Consider the following 18,219-nt stretch of genomic DNA (forward strand, 5'->3'; position numbering starts at 1 on the left):
GCGCCGGCCTGCGGCGCCGGCAGCGCGGGCGCCGCCGGATGCGCGCCCGGCGCCGGCGGCAGCTGGGCCGGCGGACGCGCCGCCAGGTCGGGACGGCGGCGGAAGTTCGCTTCCGTGCCGGCCGAGAATTCGGACAGCTGCGCCTCCGGCCGTTGCACGTTACGGATCAGATGCGGGGTGATCGACAGCACGATCTCGGTCTTCTGATTGTCGTCGCGGTTGCTGCCGAACAGGCGGCCCAGCAGCGGCAAGTCGCCGATACCCGGCACATGGCTGCCGGTGCTGCGCTCCTCGCTGTTGATCAGCCCCGCCAGCACCTGGTTCTCGCCATCCTTCAACTGCAGCATGGTGGATGCCTGGCGCGTGCCGATCTGGTAGGCCGTGGTGCCGGACTTGGTCTGGATCTGGTTGACCAGGTTGCTCACTTCCAGCTGCACGCGGATGCCCACCTCGTTGTTCAGGTAGATGGTCGGCTCCGCGTTCAGCGTCAGGCCCACGTCCACATAGCTGACCGATTCCGTGGCGAAGCCGCCGGCGCCGGGCGAAATGGTGGTGGTGATCACCGGCACCTTGTCGCCGATGACGATCTTGGCTTTTTCCTTGTTGCGCACGCGGATGCGCGGATTGGCCAGCAGGTTGGCGTCGCCATCGGTCTTGCTGGCGTTGATGGTGGCGTTGAACGTGCCACCCACGCCGTTGACGCCGATGGTGCGCTGGTTCAGGTTGTTCAGGTCGCGGATGGTCAAGCCGGTGCCGCCCGAGGTGGACAGCGGCGTCAGGCTCACACCGGCCGGCCAGGCCACGCCCAGCTCCATCAGGCGGCTGCGCTTGACCTCCAGGATCTCCACTTCCAGCATCACTTCCGCTTCCGGCGCGTCCTGCAGCGCCACCAGCCGTTCGGCCAGGCGGATCGCTTCGGGCGTGTCGCGCACGATCAGCAGGTTGAGCTTTTCATCCACCACCACGTCGCGCGACTTGAGGATGGTCTTGAGCGTGTTGGCCACCAGCTTGGCCTCGGCGTTGGCCAGATAGAAGGTCTTGACCACCATCTCCTGGTATTCCTTCTGCTTGGCCGCCACGTTCGGATAAATCAGGATCGTGTTGCCATCCATGACCTGGCGTTCCAGCTGGTTGGTCATCAGCAGGAAGTAGATGGCCGATTCCACCGTGCTGTTCTTGAGGAAGATCGACGCCCGCTGGTCGGTCTTGACGTCCTTGTCGAACACGAAATTCAGGCCCGAGCGGCGCGCGATCACCTCGAACACCTGCTTCAGCGGCGCGTCGCGGAATTCGATCGAGATCGGCTGGCGGAACGCCTTGGCCAGGCCGCTCTCCACCACCGGCGGCGCCACCTTGGCCTGCACCTCGCGCAGCAGCTCGCGCGCCTGCGGGTGGGTGGGCGCCTCGGTCAGGATGGCGTTCAGCTGCTGGCTGGCCAACGCGTACTCTCCCTTGGCTTCGTGCTCGCGCGCGCTGGCCAGCAGCTTGTCCTGGCGCTGCGCCGCGTCCAGCGCGCGCAATCCGGCGCGCGCCCGCTCATTGGCCGCATCCAGCGCCAGCACGCGCTGGAAGCCCTGCTCCGCCGCCGGATACTGGCCGGCGGCCAGCGCCCGGTCGGCCTGCTCCAGATAGCGCACGGTGGCGCGGTCGCGCGCCTGCAAATACGCCGCGTGGTATTGCGCATTGCCCGGCTCGGCCGCGATGGCTTCCTGGAACTTGCGCAGCCCCGCTTCCACCTGGTCATGCTCGACCAGGTCGCGGCCGTCGCGGTAAGCCAGTTGCGCGGCGCATCCGGCCAGCGCCAGCGCCAGCGCGGGCAGCGCCAGGCCACGGGTCATCTGCGTCAGCACGCGCCGGCCGGCGCGCTTCTGTGGGTGACTAGGCATCAGTCGAGCACTCCAATATTGAGCTGTTGAACCAGGTTCATGGGCAGATAGGTGACGGACATCAGCGGCGGCGCGATCGCGTCCACCCGGTAGACGCCGTCGATGACGGTCTTGGCGCGCACCACGTACACCTTGTCGGCGCGGCTCAGATAAACTTCCCACGCGCCGTCGGCGGCGGCCTTGCCGATGTAGGTGAACGGCAGCGGCGGCGCCGATGGCGGCGGCGGTGGAGGTGGCGGCGGTGGCGGCGGCGCGGGCGGCGTCCAGTTCTGGCCCAGGAACACGCCCTTGCCGGCGCCGAACGCGGCGTCGCCATCCTCGCCCACCAGTTGCGCGCGCGGCACCAGCGGCAGGATGGCCGGGCCGCTGCCGGCGGCCGCGCTGGCGCCGGACTCGCCGCGCCGCGCCGGAGCGGGCGCGGGCTTGCCGGCGGCGCGCGGACGCACCACGGCTTCGGCCACGTCGGACGACGGCGTCCTGTCCCCGAACAGGGCCAGGCCGGCCGCGCCCACCAGCGCCAGCGCCATCGCGATCTGGTAAGGCTTCATGGCTGCGCCACCGTTTGTCCATCCTTCAGGTAAAGCGTCAGGCGGATGCGCGCCTCGACGGCCGGGTCGGCGATGGCGTCGCGCCGGAAGCTCACTTCATCGAGCGCGGCGAACGGCATGGCGCGCAGCGCCTGCAAGGTGAACTGCCAGATCGCCGCATACGGCCCCTTCACGGGCAGCACGATCTGGTAGGTGGACACCCGGCTGGCCTTGTCGTAGGCCGATTTGTATTCGCCCTGGCTGAGCACAAGGTTGGCCTTGGCGGCCAGCCCGAACAGCACTTTGACCTGCTGCTCCGCATATCGCTGCTCGCCCAGCACGTCGTAGAACGCGGCCAGGTTCTGGTCGGCCGTGGGTGGCGGCGGCGCGCTCACCAGCGCCACCGGCGCCGGCAACGGTTGCGCGCTGAGAGCCACCTGGGCGGCCCGCTGCGGCAGCAGCCACGCCCACCCGGCCGCACCGGCCACGCACAGCAGCGCGGCCACGCACGCGGGCGCGCCCGCGCGCGCCAGCGCCAGGCGCGCGCGCAACGCGAAGGCCGACAGCCGCGCGCCGTTCATGGCGCCACCCAACGGGCTTCGAGCTGGAAGCGCAACGGATGATTGCTGTCCTGCTCATTGATCTCGTGCCGCGTCAGCAGCACGCCGCTGAACAATTCCTGCTCCTTCAGCTGCTCCACGTAGGCGATCATGTCGTCGCTCGATTTCGTCTCGGCCGTGAGCTTGAGCACACGTTTGCGCGGATCGGGCTCCAGCGCCAGCAGCGCCACCGTGGGCGGCGTGGCGGCGGCCACCGCGTCCTGCAGTTCACGCCACGGCAGGTTGAGCTGCATGACGGCGCCATTGACGAACGTGGCCTGCGCCTCCGGGATGGCCACGGCGGCCACCGCCACCGGCCTGGCGCGCTGCGCCGCCTGGCGTTCCTCGATCTGGCGCAAGGCCTGCTCGCGCGCGCGGCGCAGTTCCACCACGTGCCAGCCACCGAGCGCCGCGCCCGTGCACAGCAGCAGTCCCGCCACACCGGCCGCCAGCACCACCGGATGCAGGTGGTACAGCGTCCGGCGCCAGCCACGCGGGGCGAAATCAATACGCAGCTGTCGTTTCGTCGTGCTCATACCATGCTCCCTCGGCGCGCCAGCATGGCCGCGCTGCTCCACTTGGCTTCGCCGGCGCGCTGCGCCAGATCGAGCGCTGTGCACCGGATGTGGGCGGGATTGCTCACCGGGCCGGTCCACAGGGCCGGCGCGGGACCGCACAATTGCAGCTGCGACGGCACGTCCAGTTGATGCAGCAGCGCTTCGCGCGTCAAGGCCTGGGTCAGCCAGTAATGGTCGGCGCCGGCCGGCACCGGCAGCGCGTGCACGGCGCGCAGGCGCTGGCCATCCACCGCCGCCACCGTCAGCAGGCCGTCGTGCAGCACGCCGAACCAGGCGCCGGGCGCCAGCGCGCGCCGCCAGCGGTTCCAGGCGGCGATGAAATGGGGCAGGACTTCGACGATCACCAGCTGCTGTTCGCGCGCCACCTGCTCCAGCACCGTCAGCAGCGTGCGCGGCACGGCGGCGGCGAAGAACGGATGGCTGGCATCCCAGTCGGCGGCGATACGCCACGCTGCCGGCGCTTCGCCGTACAGCGTGTGGAAACGCAGGCCGGCCGCCGCTTCGATGTCGGCCAGGCGCGCCGCGCCGGCCGGCGGCGTGACCTGCCACAAGCGCGTCAGGTCGTCATCGAGCACGATGCTGACCGGCCAGCCCGACAAGCGCTGCTCGCCCAGCAGCGCGCGCAAGGCGTTGCCGATGGCGTCGAACGGATGCTCGCCGGCCGGCGAGAACGCATGTTCGGCCAGCACCGTCAGCGCCGGCCCGCGCCAGCGGCTGGTGCGCAGCAGGCTGACGGCGCCGGCTGACACGCCGACGCGCAACGCTTGTCCCGGCCATCTACGCATGCAAGGTCACCCGTTTGATCTCGGCCAGCGTGGTGCCGCCGCGCCGCACCAGTTCCAGCGCCGCCTGGCGCAGACTGCGCGTGCCGTTGGCGTGGGCCGCCTGCTTGATCTGGCGGATCGGCCGCTTGTCGACGATCAGTTCGCGGATCTCGTCGTTCAGGGTCAGGATCTCGGCGATCGAACGGCGGCCCTTGTAGCCGGTGCCACGGCAGTCGCCGCAGCCCTTGCCCTGCATGAACAGGTAGTCCTGCGCGTCGGCCCAGGTCAGGCCCACGCTGGCCAGCTCCTGCTCGTCCGGCGTGTACGGCGCGGCGCAGTGCGGGCAGTTGATGCGCACCAGGCGCTGGGCCCAGATGCCGTTCAGCGCCGACACGAAGGCGTAGGGATCGATACCCATGTGGGTGAAGCGGCCGAACACGTCGAACACGTTGTTGGCGTGCACCGTGGTCAGCACCAGGTGGCCCGTGAGCGCCGACTGCACGGCGATTTCGGCCGTCTCGCGGTCGCGGATCTCGCCCACCATGATCTTGTCCGGGTCGTGGCGCAGGATCGAGCGCAAACCCTTGGCGAAGGTCAGGCCCTTCTTCTCGTTGACGGGAATCTGCAGGATGCCGGGCAGCTGGTATTCGACCGGGTCTTCGATGGTGATGATCTTTTCGCGCCCGTTGTGGATCTCCGTCAGCGCCGCGTACAGCGTGGTGGTCTTGCCGGAGCCGGTGGGGCCCGTCACCAGCAGCATGCCGTAGGCCTCCTGCGCCAGCACCCGCAGCGTGGCCAGAGACGGCGCGTCGAAGCCGAGCGCCTCCAGCGTCAGCGAGCCGTAGGCTTCGATCATGGCGCGCTTGTCGAGGATACGGATCACGGCGTCCTCGCCGTGGATGCTGGGCATGATGGAGACGCGCAGGTCGATCTCGCGCCCGCCCGCCTCGACCCGGAAGCTGCCGTCCTGCGGCACGCGGCGCTCGGCGATATCGAGTTCGGCCAGCACCTTCAGGCGCGAGATGATCTGCTCGGCCACTTCGATGCCGTTGACGGAGGTGGCGTGATCGAGCACGCCATCGACCCGGTACTTGACGGCCAGGCCGCCGGCCGTGCTTTCGAGGTGGATGTCGGAGGCGCCGGCCTTGAGCGCGTCGTACAGCGTGGAATTGACCAGCCGCACGGCGGGGCTGGCCGCCTCGGACACGGACGCGAACGACAGCACGGCGGCCGTCTTGCCGTCGCGCCGGCCTTCGCTGGCGCCCGGCAGCAGCGAGTCGGTGGCGCGCGCCGATTCCTCCTGCTTGGACAGATAGGCCGAGATGTCGGCCCGCAGCGCCAGCCGCACCGCCAGCGGCGCGTGCGGCGTGGCGCGCGCCTGCGTGCCCAGCCAGGTTTGCAGATCGAGGTCGAAGGGATCGTCGATCACGCCGGCCAGCGCGCCATCGTCCGCGCGCAGCAACGCGCAGCGGCGCGCCAGCGCCTGCGACAGCGGCAGCAGGTCGAACGCCGGGTGCATGGCCAGCATGTCGGCCGTCTCCAGCACCGCCAGCCCGAACGGCTGGGCCAACGCCTGCACCACCAGGCGCGGCTCCATGCCCGACAGCGCCTCCAGTTCTTCGACCAGCGTGCGTTTCGATTGCAGCGCCAGCGCGCGGGCGCGCGTCATCATGGCCGTGTCGATGGCCGGCAGGTGCAGCGCGCTCACGACATGTCCCCCGCCAGATCGAAGATGGGCATGTACAGCAGCACCACGATGGCGCCCACCACCAGGCCGATGGCGGCCATCAGCAGCGGCTCGAAGGTGCGCGTGAAGCGGTCGATCCAGCGGCTGATCTCGCCGTCGTAGAAGGCGGCCGACTGGGTCAGCATGGGGCCCATGTCGCCGGTGCGCTCGCCCACGCGCAGCATGCGCAGCGAGATCGGCGTGGTCAGGCCGTTGCGTTCGAACGCGGTCGACAGCGGCAGGCCGGCCTCGACGTCGGCCCGCGCGCCCTGCAGCCCGGCGCGCACCGACGGCGACACCATGCCCTGCACGGTGTCGATCGCGTGCACGATGGTGATGCCGCCTTCGCTGAGCATGCCCAGCGTCAGGTACAGGCGCGAAAGTTCATAGATGCGCACGCGTTCGCCGATGCCCGGCACACGGCCCAGCAGGCTGGCCAGGCCGCCGCTGCCGGCCAGGCGTCGCAGCAGCAGCGTCACGCCGGCCACCGCGGCGGCGATCCCGCCCAGCAGCACGGCCGTGTGCTGGCCCGCGAACTGGCCCCAGTTGAGCATCTGCTGCGACAACCACGGCAGATTGCGGCCGGCGCCCTGGTACACCTCGGCGAAGCGCGGCACCACGTAGCCGATCAGGAACAGGCTCACGCCGCCGCCCACCAGCAGCAGGATGCACGGATAGATGGCGGCCGACACCAGCTTGCCGCGCACCAGGTCGATGCGCTGCTGGTAGTCGATGAAGCGGGACAGGGCGCGCGGCAGGTCGGACGTGCCTTCGGCCGCCTTGACGATGCCCACGTACAGGGGAGGAAACAGTTCGGGCTGGTCGGCCAGCACGGCGGAGAAACGCTGGCCTTCACGCAGGCCGGCCAGCAGCCGTTCCAGCACGCCGCGCGTGGCGGGGCTGGCTTCCTTTTCCAGAAGCGCTTCCAGCGCCTCGACGATGCCCAGCCCCGCCGTCAGCAGGGCCAGCAATTCCTGGCTGAACAGCACCAGCGAGAGGCCCTTGCCGCGCCGCGTGCGCAGCGTGCCGCGCACGGGCGCGATGGCGCTCACGAACAGGCCGCGCGCCTCCACCTGGCGGCGCGCGTCGGCCTCATCGCGGCCATCGACAAGCAGATGGGCGATGACCATATCGGCCGACAAGGTGCGGACGTCGAACTGCATGGCGGGAACCGGCGCGGACGGACAGGCTTATTGCGAGCTGATGTCGGCGTCCTCGCCCGAGCCGCCCGGCTGGCCGTCGCGGCCCAGCGAGACGATCTCGAATTCGCCCTTGGTGCCGGGCGAACGGTATTGGTAGGGGTGGCCCCACGGATCGGGCGGCACGGCCTTCTTCAGGTAGGGGCCGTTCCACTTGGCGCCGGCCGTGGCGGGCGCCGCCAGCAGCGCGGCCAGGCCTTCATCCGTGGTCGGATAGCGGCCTACGTCGAGCCGGTAGGTGTCGAGCGACTTTTCAAACGCTTCGATCTGGGCCTTGGCGATGGTCACTTCCGACTTGCCCAGCTGGGCGAAATACTTCGGTCCCACGTAAGCGGCCAGCAGGCCGATGATGACGATCACCACCAGCAGTTCCAGCAAGGTGAAGCCGCCGGCCTTGCGCGGCCCGGCGGCTGCCTGATTCTTTGCACCATCCATCAACACGACTCCTCAATTCGACTATCCGCGCCCGCCCAGAGTCCAGAGGCTACCACGCGGCTTATGGTTGCGACAATGTTTTATTGACGCCCTGCAAGTGGGCCCCGGCAGCTTACCCCAGCCGTCGCCAGTTGTTTTACTTTTCCCAACATTGTCGTCTTTTCCTCACAGGCGGTTGACACAGTCAGGCCAAATAACAAATATTGAAAAATTAGCCATTTCGATTATACGGATGACTACATTGACTGGCAACCATCAGGCCGCGCTGGCCAGCGCCGGGCGCGGCCGTTCCAGCAGGCGCAGCGCGCCGCAGCGGGCGATCGCATGGGCCCGGTTCGATACGCCCAGCAGCCGGTACAGGCGCTGCAAATGGTTCTTCACCGTCAGGCCGCTAATGCCCAGCAACTGGCCGATCTCGTCGTTGCTCTTGCCCTCGCGGACCCAGTACAGGATGTCGGCCTCGCGCGCGCTCACGGGCCGCGCCAGCGCGCCGTCCGCGCGCGCGCCGTCCGCCCGTGTACCGCCGGCCGCGCCGGCGCACACGCCCTGCCAGCTCAGGTGCAGGTAGGGCAGCAGCAAGGCCAGGAAATAGGCCTGGCGCGCGGGCGCCGCATGGGGCAGGCCGAACAGGACGAAGCAGCTGGCGCCGCCCGGCAGGCGCTCGGTGCCGTGCACCAGCGCATTGTCGATGCCGCACTGGCGCAACTCGGCCTGGAACGGCAGCAACGACGGCTGCGCCACCACGCCCGCCGCGACGACGCCGGCGGGCAGTCGCAGACCGGCCCTGCAGTGGCGGGCCAGGCGCAGGGCCAGGCCATCGGCGGGATCGGCCAGCCTGGAACGCACGGCCGCGTCCAGCACGCCGCTGTGCAGGCAACTGCTGTGGACCAGCTCATCATCGGCGCCAAAGCGCAGGCAGACCATGATCTGATGCGGCAGCAGCGCCTGCATCTGGCCCTGCGTCCACAGGAAGAACTGGCGCGCCTCGCGCACGGGCAGCGCCGCCTCGATCGCATGCAGCAGCGCTTCCTGCTCCAGCTTGCTCAGGATGACCAGTTGCTCCATGTCAGGCCGCCCTGCCCTGCGCGCCGGCCCGCCGCGCCTGCCAGGCGACGAAGCGGTAGCCGCTGCCGCGCACGGTTTCGATATGGCGCTGGTGGCCGCTCGGCTGCAGGGCGCTGCGCAGCCGGCCCACGTGGGCGTCCACCGTGCGCTCGCCGAGGCAGGCCGCGTTGCCCCACACGTGGTCAAGCAGTTGGGCGCGGCTGTGCACGCGCTCGGGATGGTGCATGAGGAAATTGAGCAGCCTGAATTCGACCCGCCCCAGCGCCAGCGGACGGGCGCCCGCCGTCACCTGCAAGGTGGCCGGGTCGAGCCGCAGGCCGGCCATCTGCACGGGTCCGCCGCCGGCCGGCGGCTGGCGCCGGCGCAGCAGCGCGTGCACGCGGGCCAGCGTTTCGCGCGGGCTGAACGGTTTGGTGATGTAGTCGTCGGCGCCGGCCTCCAGCGCCACGATCTTGTCCTGCTCGGCGGCGCGCGCCGTCAGCATGATGATGGGCAGCTCGCGCGTGCGCCACTGGGCGCGCAGGCGGCGGATCAGGGCGACGCCGGACTGGCCCGGCAAGCTCCAGTCCAGCAGCAGCAGGTCCGGCACGGCCGTCTCCATCAGCAGCAGCGCGCTTTCGCCATCGCGGGCCCGGCTCACGCCGTAACCGGCCATGTCGAGGTTGAACGCCAGCAGTTCCTGGCAGGCGGCATCGGGGTCGACGATCAGGCAGTGGGCGGTCATGGCGGCGGTTCGGCGCATCGGCTGCGATGATGTGTAAATTTTAACTATGCATCAAGCACCATGATGTGACTAATACAATTTCATTCATCCATTCAGAGGCTGGCGCTATAAATCGCGCCGCCGCCAACCGCCGTGCGCCCCGCCCGCCCCCAAAGAAAAAGACACATGGACGCCGGCGGCATCGCATGTGTCTCCATTGCGCCACGCGCGGGCGCGGCGCGGGTCCGGCCGGGTCAGGCGCGGCGGCGCTTGACCATGCCCAGCAACGCCAGGCCGGCGCCCAGCATCAGCCAGGCCGACGGTTCCGGCACCGGGCTGACGCTGGCCACGCCGGCATCGACCACCGCCACGCCGACCTGGCCGGCGCCGCTGGCGGCCGGGTTCCAGCTCAGCGACAGCAGGCTGCCGTTGGCGTCTGGATGGCCGAGCTGGGTGGCGCCGTCGGCGCCGTACAGCGACACCGAGAACAGCGACGGGATGGCGGCCGGCGACGGATCGGGCAAGCCGCTGAAGCTGACGTCGAAGCTGACCGTGCCGCCCAGGTGGACGGCGTGGAACAGGTCGTTCCAGTCGGTGCTGTTGCCGAACACGAAGGCGCCGCCCTGGGCCTGCACGTCGCCATTCAGTTGCGCGGCCACGCCGCCGTCAAAGCCGCTCAGGTGGTCGACCAGCGCGCTGGCGGCCACGGCCGGCACGCTGGCCGGATTGAACTGCAGGTCCAGCCAGCCGCTGCTGCCCAGGCCGGTCGTATCGAGCACCACGTGCATGGACTGGGCCGAAGCCAGGCCGGCGGCGGCCGTCAGGGCCAGGGCCAGGGCGCCGCGCCGCAGCGCGGGGAGGATGTTGGATGATTGCATGGGGATTCCTTAAAAAGTACCGCTGTAGACGTGGACCGTGTAGCCGATATTGGCGCTGCCCGTCTTGCTGAAGCTGAGCGGGAACGACACGCTGGCGCCCGCCGCCAGCGACGCGGCGTCGACCGTGATGTATGGTGCGCCGTTGTGGCTGCCGGTGGCGTTGACCAGGGTGACGCCGGCCGGCAGGCCGTCGAACTCGACCTGGAACGGCCCCGTCAATGCCGCCGCCCCCGTGTTGGTGACGGTGAAGGTGCTGCCGTATTTGCCGGTGGCGCGGTTGTACACCAGGCCGCTGCCGACGGCGCGCACGCTGGCGCCCACGTCCACGAACGATGGCTGCAGGTTCAGGCTGATCACCACCGGGTCGTGGTCGGAGGCGCGGTATGGCTGGGCCGTGTACAGGTCCTGCTGCTTGCCGTTCAGGTTGTAGTCGATCACGGTGGGCTCGTCGGCGTTGATGTGCCATTCCGTGGCGCCGGCCACCTGGCCGTTCATTTTCGCGCTGGCCAGCGCGTGGTCGAGGTAGCCGCTCTGGCTGTCGAAGATGAACGAATACGGCATGCCGTTCGGGCGCACATACCGTTCCAGCTGGTTGACATAGCCGGTGGCCGTGATGGCGTTGATCGGGTCTTCGAAGCCGTGCGAATTGAAGTCGCCGATCAGCAGCACGTCGGGGTCGCCGGCGGCGGCCATCACCTGCGGCACGAACGTGCCCACCAGCCGGTTGGCCTGCTGGATGCGGGTGGCGTTCCAGCAGCCCTGGCTGTCGCCACGGTCGGTGTCGGGGCCGGTGCCGGTCGGGCAGCTCCCCTTGGACTTGAGGTGGTTGACCACCAGCGAGAACTTCTCGCCGTTGGCGGCGCGGAAGGTCTGCGCCATCGGCGGACGGTTGTTGATGCTGTCGCTGTCGGACAGCGCGCCGCCCACCAGCGCCAGGCTGGACGGCTTGTAGATCATGGCCACGCGGATCGCGTCCGTGCCGGTGTCGGCCGGCTTGGGCACCACCGCGTAGGTGGGCGCGCCGATGGCCGTGTTGAGCGCGTCGACCAGGTAGGTGACCGTGTACTCGCCGTTGTTCTGGATCTCCATCAGGCCGTAGACATCGGCGTCGATGGCTTTCAGCTCGCCGACGATCTTGTCGCGCTGGCGCACGAACTCCGTCATGTTGTCGGCGCCGCGGCAGTTCGACTTCGACACGCTGGCGCCCAGCGAACAACCCTGGTTGCTCGCCCCTTCCACGTTGCTGCCGTTGGTGAAGGTGGTGAAGAAGTTGAGCACGTTGGCGCTGGCCACGCGCACGTTGCCGGCCACGACGGCCGGCGCCGTGGTGCGCGGATTGTCGCGCGAGAACTGCGGCGCCACGGTCGGCTGCAGCTTGTAGGCGGCCCCGCCGCCGCCCTTGGGCGCGAAGTCGATCACGCCGGTCAGGTCGGCCACCGTGTCGCCGGCGCGGATGGTGCCGTCCTGGCCGATGTAGGGGATGGTGGGCGGCGTGACGGTCAGGCCGTCGTCGAGCACGATCAGGTTCTGCGCGTTGGCGGCGGCCATGGCCAGCGCCTCGGGGGTGCGCGGCGGGTAGTGGTTGGTGGGCACTTCCAGCCGGCCCGACGACAGGCTCAGTTCGCCGCGCGTGCCGAGGAATGCCGATTGCGACACCGTCAGCGGATGGGCGAAGCGCACCAGCATGCCTTCCAGCTGGCCCAGGTTGGCGTTGGGCAGGTCGATATTGGTCGGCGTGATGCTGTGGCCGCTGCTCTGGGTGACGACGGCCGTCACATCCTTGAGTTCGGTGACCGAATGGCTGGCGCCGGTCGGCGTGTATTCATAGACGCTGCCTGTCACGCGCACCTTGTCGCCGGGCTGGGCGCTGTTGGTGGCGCTGCCGGTGTAGACGAAGATGCCGTCCGAGGTGGTGGGGTCGCCGTCGCCGGCCTCGTCCTGGATGAAGAAGCCGGTGCCCACTTTCAGCGTCAGCACGCCCTCGGTGGTCTGCACCGTGCCCGCGTACGGGCTGGTGTCGCCGGCGCCCTGGATTTGCGGGATGCTGTGGGTGACGCCGGCCAGCGGCGTCACGTCGACGTTGACGGTGCAGCCGGCGTTCTGGCCCTGGTCGTTGCCGAAGCTGATGGCGACCGGGTAGCTGCCCACAGGCACGGCGCCGCCCACGTTCAGGCTGACGCTGGCGTTGCCGCCGGCCGCGTCGGCGGCCGTGAAACCGGCCAGGCTGATGCCGGGCACGGCGGCCGAGGTGATGACGGCGCTGTTGACGATGCCGTCCGCGTCCGTGGCCGACAGCATGGCGCCGCCGCCGCTGCCGGCGGCCAGGGCCAGCGTGGCCGGGCAGGTGGCCACGATCGGCAGCACCACGGGCGCGCCGCACACGCGCAGGTCGGAGGCGCTGTTGCGCGGCGCCGGCGCGGCCGTGCCGAAGTCGGCCAGGTTGTTGTCGGTGTCGGCGCAGCCGTAGTCGCCGCGCTGGGCGGCCGTGGTGTTGGACAGGCCGGGGCCGGGCGCGCCCTCGTAGCCGTTGGCCGTGTTGCCGTAGCCGAGCAGGTCGCGCAGCGCGCCGCCGCTCGGATTGCTGACGTTGAACGCGGCCGTGCTGCTGGCCAGCGCCACCTTGCCGGCCGTGCCGCTCATGGCGATGGTGCCGACCGCCTGCGGCGTGGGCAGGGCCGTGCTGCCGCCCGCGCCCATCGCCTCCTGCACCAGCAGGTACTGGCCCGGCTGCAGGGTCACATTGGGCAGCGGCGTCACCTGCCAGGCCGCGCCGGCCGCGCTGGCGGCGCTGGCGTACTGCACGCTCCAGCCGTTCAGGCTGACGGGGCTGGCGCTGCGGTTGAACAGCTCGATGAAATCGTTCTTGTAGGTGGCGCCGGAATTGCCGCCGCCGCCGTAGACCTGGCTGATGACGACGTCGGAGGCGAGCGCCGGCAAGCCCAGGCCGGCCAGCAGCGCCGCCAGCACGGTGCGGCGGCCCAGCGTGGCGGCGACCCGCGCGGCATGGGGGGGAGCGTAAAGAGTCATGTGGTTTCCTGTCCTGTAAGTATGCAATCTTGCCATTTGCATATTATTCACAGGGCATGACGACTTGATGACAGGGCCTTAGTCCGAACGGACTAAGGGCGCACGCGGCCGGCGCCGGCGCTTCGCTAATGCTGGCGGTACGGCGCGGCCAGCGGCTCGCCGATGAACACGCCCTGGGCCGGCCAGGCCACGCTGCGCCAGTAGGCTTCGATGGCCGTGGCGCCGCCGAGGTAGTGCTTGAGCAGCACCGTGGGCTGCGGGAATTTCTGCCAGTAGTTGCATGGCTCGGACACGGTGCCGTAGCTGGCCGTGGCGCCCGCCTCCAGCCAGCGCAGGCTGCTCATCTGGGCGGTGCCCAGCAGATCGCCACCGGCCGAAGTCAGGTGGTCGGCCAGCGCGCCGGGCAAAAAATGCAGCGTGTCGAGCTGTTCGACCCTCACCCTGCCCGTCTGGTAGATCATGATGTCCTTGACGTCGGCGATGCTGTCGGCGCGCAGGGTGCGGATGGTCAGCTGCTGCTGCGGCAGCACCATGGAACGGGGGAAAAACATGGAGCGGCTGTTGCGCGCCGCGTCGCTCGTGACCAGGTAATAGGCCGTGGCCGGCTGCACGCGAAAACCGCTGGCCTTGCCGCGCAGGATCAGGGCCTTGGCCTGCTCGACCGACTCGGTCGGCAGCAGCATGGACAGGCGGATGCCGAAATCGTTGCGGGGCCGGCTCGACGCGGCGTTGAAATACGGGCTAGGCTTGCTCGGCTCGCACGGCTTGTCGCACAGGCCGGGATCGAAGCCCAGCGTGTAGGCGGACGTGATCGAATTGCACTCGACCGCATAGGGCGCCGTCCACACCATCAGCACGGCCTGGATGCCGGGCGGCAGCTGCAGCTCGATCACATTGTTCAGGTGGCGGAACTGGTCGGCCGTGAGCTTGTGGGGCTTGCCGGGAATGTTGACGTGGACCACGTTGCGGGCCGGGATGTCGCGCGCCTGGCGGTAGAATTCGCCGATGGTCACGCTGTTCGGCTCGTCGTCGTTGACGATGATCGCCAGCTGCGACGGTTGCAGCCCGGCGGCCGGCGGCGCGCCGGCCATGGCGGACTGACAGCACAGGCTGGCGCAAAGTATCAGGAAGGCGCGCAAGGACAAAACCCCGGAGTGGATGGACGACGGCACATGCCGCCGTCCCGATTATAGCGTCTGCGGGGCCGGCGTCCAGCCACCTCAGGCGCGCTGGTAGACGTCCTCGAAACGGACGATGTCGTCCTCGCCCAGGTAGCTGCCCGACTGCACCTCGATCAGGTGCAGCGGCACCTTGCCCGGATTCTCGAGCCGGTGGTTCATGCCGATCGGGATGTAGGTCGATTCGTTCTCCGTCAGCAGGCTGACCTTGTCGCCGCAGGTGACGCGGGCCGTGCCGCTGACCACCACCCAGTGCTCGGCGCGGTGGTGGTGCATCTGCAGCGACAGCTTGCCGCCCGGATTGACGGTGATGCGCTTGACCTGGAAGCGCTCGCCCATGTCGATGCCCTCGTAGCAGCCCCACGGCCGGTAGACCTTGGTGTGGTGCAGGTGCTCGGTGCGGCCCTCGGCCTTCAGGTGGTCGACGATCTGCTTGACGCGCTGCACCTGGTCCTTGTGGGCCACCAGCACGGCGTCGGCCGTCTCCACCACCACCAGGTCCTTGACGCCGACCACGGCCACGATGCGGCTCTCGGCCCGCACCAGCGAACCGGACACGTCGTCGAGGTAGACGTCGCCGCGCACCACGTTGCCGTTCTCGTCGCTCTGCTGCACTTCCCACAGGGCCGACCAGGAGCCGACGTCGCTCCAGCCGATCGAGGCCGGCACCACGACGGCGTGGCGCGTGTGCTCCATCACGGCGTAGTCGATCGAGTCCGACGGGCAGGCCGTGAAGGCGGCCTCGTCGAGGCGGCAGAAATCGAGGTCGCGGTAGCCCTGGGCCACGGCCGCCGCGCTGGCGTCGGCGATGGCCGGCGCGAACTGGCGCAGCTCGTCCAGATAGGCGGCGGCGCGGAACAGGAACATGCCGCTGTTCCAGTAGTAATTGCCGGCCGCCACGAAGCCCTGGGCCGTTTCCCGGTTCGGTTTTTCGACGAAGCGGTCGACCTTGTAGCAATGCGGCGCGCCCGCGCCGGCGCCGCTCTGGATGTAGCCGTAGCCGGTCTCGGGCGCCGTGGGCACGATGCCGAAGGTGGCCAGCGCGCCCTCGGCCACCGGCACGCAGGCCTGTTCGATGGCGGCGTGGAAGGCGTCGACGTCGGCGATCACGTGGTCGGCCGGCAACACCAGCATCACGGCCTCGGGGTCGATCGCCTGCAGGTAGTGGGCGGCGGCGGCCACGGCCGGCGCCGTGTTGCGGCCCACGGGTTCGAGCAGGATGCCCAGCGGCGCCACGCCGATCTCGCGCATCTGCTCGGCCACCAGGAAGCGGTGCTCGTTGCCGCACACGACCAGCGGCTGCATCAGCTGCGGCCGGCCGGCCAGGCGCAGCGCCGTCTCCTGCAGCATGGTGTGCTCAGTCACCAGCGGCAGCAATTGCTTGGGCAACACGGCGCGCGACAGCGGCCATAAACGGGTGCCCGAACCGCCGGACAGGATGACTGGATAAATCTTCATGCTCTATTTCTCTTTTCCGCTAACTCGTTACTCGGGTCGGGCCGCCGTCCGCGGCGCCGGTCGCGCGCGTTGGCCCAGGCCTCGGAATCATACTCGGAGGCGTGTTTCATCTCGCCGGCGCGGTTCACACTATAGTCCTTGAACACGATCATTTCGTTCAAAGAAACATTTTCTAACACACGAGTATATTCGAACAGCACGCTGCGCACCACGTTGGCGCCGCGGCACACGTGGCTGCCGTGGCCTATCCACGTCGGGCCGATGATGGTCACGCCGGCCTCGATGCGGGTGCCCGAGCCGATGTAGACCGGCCCCTCGATGCGCGTGTCCTGCCAGTCGATGCTGGTGTTCTGGCCCACCCACAGGCCGTCGTTGATCTGTATCCCCGGCATGTGCAGGTTGGCCACCTCGCCCATCAGCACGCTCTGGCACACTTCCCAGTAGTCGCGCACGCTGCCGATGTCGATCCAGTTGAAGCGGCGCGTCTGGGCGAAGAACGGCAAACCGCGTTCGGCCAGCAGCGGGAACAGTTCGGAACCGATGTCGAACGGCCGGTCCGACGGGATCAGGTCGATCACCTCGGGCTCGAAGATGTAGATGCCGGTGCTGACCCGGTTCGACAGCGCCTCGTGCTGGCGCGGCTTCTCCTGGAACTGCGTGATGCGGCCGGCCTCGTCGGTGACGACCACGCCGTAGCTCTCGACCTTGTCCCACGGCACCTCGGTGGTGATGACGGACGCCAGCGCGCCCTTGCGGCGGTGCTCGAACAGGGCCGACTTCAGGTCCAGGTCGATCAGGGCGTCGCCGCACAGCACGATGGTGGTGTCGTCGAAGAAGCCGCCGAACTCCTGGATCTTCTTCATGCCGCCGGCCGAGCCGAGCGGCTCGGGCACCACCTCGCCCTCGTCGTTGGTGTAGCCTTCGAACGAGTAGCCGATCTGCACGTCGAACTGGTGGCCCTCGCCGAAATACTCCTCGATCTTCTCGTGCAGGTAGCTGACGTTGACCATGATCTCGGTCACGCCGTAGCGATGCAGGTGCTCGATCAGGTAGGCCATCACGGGCTTGCCCAGGATGGGGATCATGGGCTTGGGCAAATCGTAGGTCAAAGGACGCACCCGCGTGCCTTTGCCGGCCGCCAATATCATCGCTTTCATGTCGCCTCTCTGTTATTTGGGGCCGGACTGCCAGCGCCACGCGTCGGCGCACATCTGGGCGATGCCGCGCTCGGCCTTCCAGCCCAGCTCGCGCTCGGCCAGGCCCGCGTCCGCGTAACAGGCCGCGATGTCGCCGGGGCGGCGCGCCACGATGCGGTACGGCACGGGCCGGCCGCTGGCCTGCTCGAACGCGCGCACCATCTCCAGCACGCTGTTGCCGCGCCCCGTGCCCAGGTTGTAGGTGACGATGCCGGGGCCGGCGGCCAGCTTGTCCAGCGTCTTCAAATGGCCGAGCGCCAGGTCGACCACGTGGATGTAGTCGCGCATGCCGGTGCCGTCCGGGGTCGGGTAGTCGCCGCCGTACACGGACAGGAACTCGCGCCGGCCGTCGGCCACCTGGGCGATGTAGGGCAGCAGGTTGTTGGGGATGCCGTTCGGCTCCTCGCCGATCAGGCCGCTTTCATGGGCGCCCACCGGGTTGAAGTAGCGCAGCAGCGCGATGTGCCAGCCGGCGTCGGCGCGGTACAGGTCGCGCAGCATGTCCTCGATGATCAGCTTGCTGCGGCCGTAGGGGTTGGTGGCCGACAGCGGGAAGTGCTCGTAGATCGGCACCGAGGCCGGATCGCCGTACACGGTGGCCGAGGAACTGAACACCAGTTGCTTGACGCCGAACTTGGCCATCGTCTCGAACAGCACGATGCTGCCCGACAGGTTGTTGTCGTAGTAGCGCAGCGGCTGCTCGACCGATTCGCCGACCGCCTTCAGGCCGGCGAAGTGGATCACGGCGGCGATCGCGTGGGCCGCGAACACGGCCTCCACCCCGCCCCGGTCGCGCACGTCCACCTCGAGGAAGGTGAACGGTTTGCCGGCGATCGCGCACACGCGGTCGAACACGGAGGCCCTGGCGTTCGACAGGTTGTCGATCACCACCACCTCATGGCCGGCCGCCAGCAATTCGACGACGGTATGGGAACCGATGTAGCCCATGCCGCCGGTAACGAGTATCTTCATTTTTTACAATTCCCTCATCCTTGGCGTG

At 69.0% G+C, this 18,219-nt stretch carries 16 protein-coding genes; all 16 read right to left on the bottom strand.

The window, feature by feature from the left end; translation table 11 throughout:
• A partial coding sequence (locus AC1RQG_RS05930; RefSeq protein ID WP_493129304.1) for a secretin GspD/PilQ domain-containing protein occupies positions 1-1,886 on the bottom strand: 1,886 nt, incomplete at its 3' end.
• A complete protein-coding gene (locus tag AC1RQG_RS05935; protein WP_493129306.1) occupies positions 1,886-2,434 on the bottom strand; it encodes a hypothetical protein in 549 nt (182 codons plus the stop codon). The genes AC1RQG_RS05930 and AC1RQG_RS05935, both read right to left, overlap by 1 nt.
• Entirely contained in the window at positions 2,431-2,994 is a 564-nt protein-coding gene (locus tag AC1RQG_RS05940) for a hypothetical protein (RefSeq protein WP_493129308.1), read from the bottom strand. The genes AC1RQG_RS05935 and AC1RQG_RS05940 overlap by 4 nt, the downstream gene beginning before the upstream one ends.
• A complete protein-coding gene (locus AC1RQG_RS05945) occupies positions 2,991-3,548 on the bottom strand; it encodes a hypothetical protein (RefSeq protein ID WP_493129310.1) in 558 nt (185 codons plus the stop codon). The genes AC1RQG_RS05940 and AC1RQG_RS05945 overlap by 4 nt, the downstream gene beginning before the upstream one ends.
• A complete protein-coding gene (locus AC1RQG_RS05950; RefSeq protein WP_493129311.1) occupies positions 3,545-4,375 on the bottom strand; it encodes a hypothetical protein in 831 nt (276 codons plus the stop codon). The genes AC1RQG_RS05945 and AC1RQG_RS05950 overlap by 4 nt, the downstream gene beginning before the upstream one ends.
• Positions 4,368-6,026: a GspE/PulE family protein gene (locus AC1RQG_RS05955; RefSeq protein WP_493130017.1), complete on the bottom strand. Its 1,659-nt coding sequence runs from the start codon at positions 6,024-6,026 to the stop codon at positions 4,368-4,370. The genes AC1RQG_RS05950 and AC1RQG_RS05955 overlap by 8 nt, the downstream gene beginning before the upstream one ends.
• A 32-nt stretch (positions 6,027-6,058) precedes the next feature.
• Positions 6,059-7,243, bottom strand: a complete 1,185-nt coding sequence (locus AC1RQG_RS05960) for a type II secretion system F family protein (RefSeq protein ID WP_493129313.1) — start codon at positions 7,241-7,243, stop codon at positions 6,059-6,061.
• A gap of 27 nt (positions 7,244-7,270) precedes the next feature.
• A complete protein-coding gene (gene gspG, locus AC1RQG_RS05965) occupies positions 7,271-7,714 on the bottom strand; it encodes a type II secretion system major pseudopilin GspG (RefSeq protein ID WP_493129314.1) in 444 nt (147 codons plus the stop codon).
• A gap of 255 nt (positions 7,715-7,969) precedes the next feature.
• On the bottom strand, positions 7,970-8,779 hold the full coding sequence (epsA, locus tag AC1RQG_RS05970) for an XrtB/PEP-CTERM-associated transcriptional regulator EpsA (RefSeq protein ID WP_493129315.1): 810 nt from the start codon (positions 8,777-8,779) through the stop codon (positions 7,970-7,972).
• Position 8,780: 1 nt separating this feature from the next.
• The gene (locus AC1RQG_RS05975) at positions 8,781-9,503 is read right to left on the bottom strand and encodes a response regulator (RefSeq protein ID WP_493129316.1); all 723 of its coding nucleotides are present in this window, start codon (positions 9,501-9,503) and stop codon (positions 8,781-8,783) included.
• 233 nt (positions 9,504-9,736) lie between these two features.
• On the bottom strand, positions 9,737-10,360 hold the full coding sequence (locus tag AC1RQG_RS05980) for an NF038129 family PEP-CTERM protein (RefSeq protein ID WP_493129317.1): 624 nt from the start codon (positions 10,358-10,360) through the stop codon (positions 9,737-9,739).
• A 9-nt stretch (positions 10,361-10,369) separates the two neighbouring features.
• A complete protein-coding gene (locus AC1RQG_RS05985; RefSeq protein WP_493129319.1) occupies positions 10,370-13,387 on the bottom strand; it encodes an ExeM/NucH family extracellular endonuclease in 3,018 nt (1,005 codons plus the stop codon).
• Between the two features lie 125 nt (positions 13,388-13,512).
• A complete protein-coding gene (locus AC1RQG_RS05990; protein WP_493129321.1) occupies positions 13,513-14,478 on the bottom strand; it encodes a TIGR03790 family protein in 966 nt (321 codons plus the stop codon).
• 129 nt (positions 14,479-14,607) lie between these two features.
• Positions 14,608-16,023: a mannose-1-phosphate guanylyltransferase/mannose-6-phosphate isomerase gene (locus AC1RQG_RS05995; RefSeq protein WP_493129323.1), complete on the bottom strand. Its 1,416-nt coding sequence runs from the start codon at positions 16,021-16,023 to the stop codon at positions 14,608-14,610.
• Positions 16,020-17,180 (bottom strand): nucleotidyltransferase family protein, encoded by a 1,161-nt coding sequence (locus AC1RQG_RS06000; RefSeq protein WP_493129325.1) that lies wholly within the window; start codon positions 17,178-17,180, stop codon positions 16,020-16,022. Before AC1RQG_RS06000 ends, AC1RQG_RS05995 begins: the two co-directional genes overlap by 4 nt.
• A gap of 12 nt (positions 17,181-17,192) precedes the next feature.
• Entirely contained in the window at positions 17,193-18,191 is a 999-nt protein-coding gene (galE, locus tag AC1RQG_RS06005; protein ID WP_493129327.1) for a UDP-glucose 4-epimerase GalE, read from the bottom strand.
• Positions 18,192-18,219 lie beyond the last annotated feature (28 nt).

The sequence above is a fragment of the Rugamonas sp. GW822-FHT03B10 genome (genome assembly GCF_058801745.1).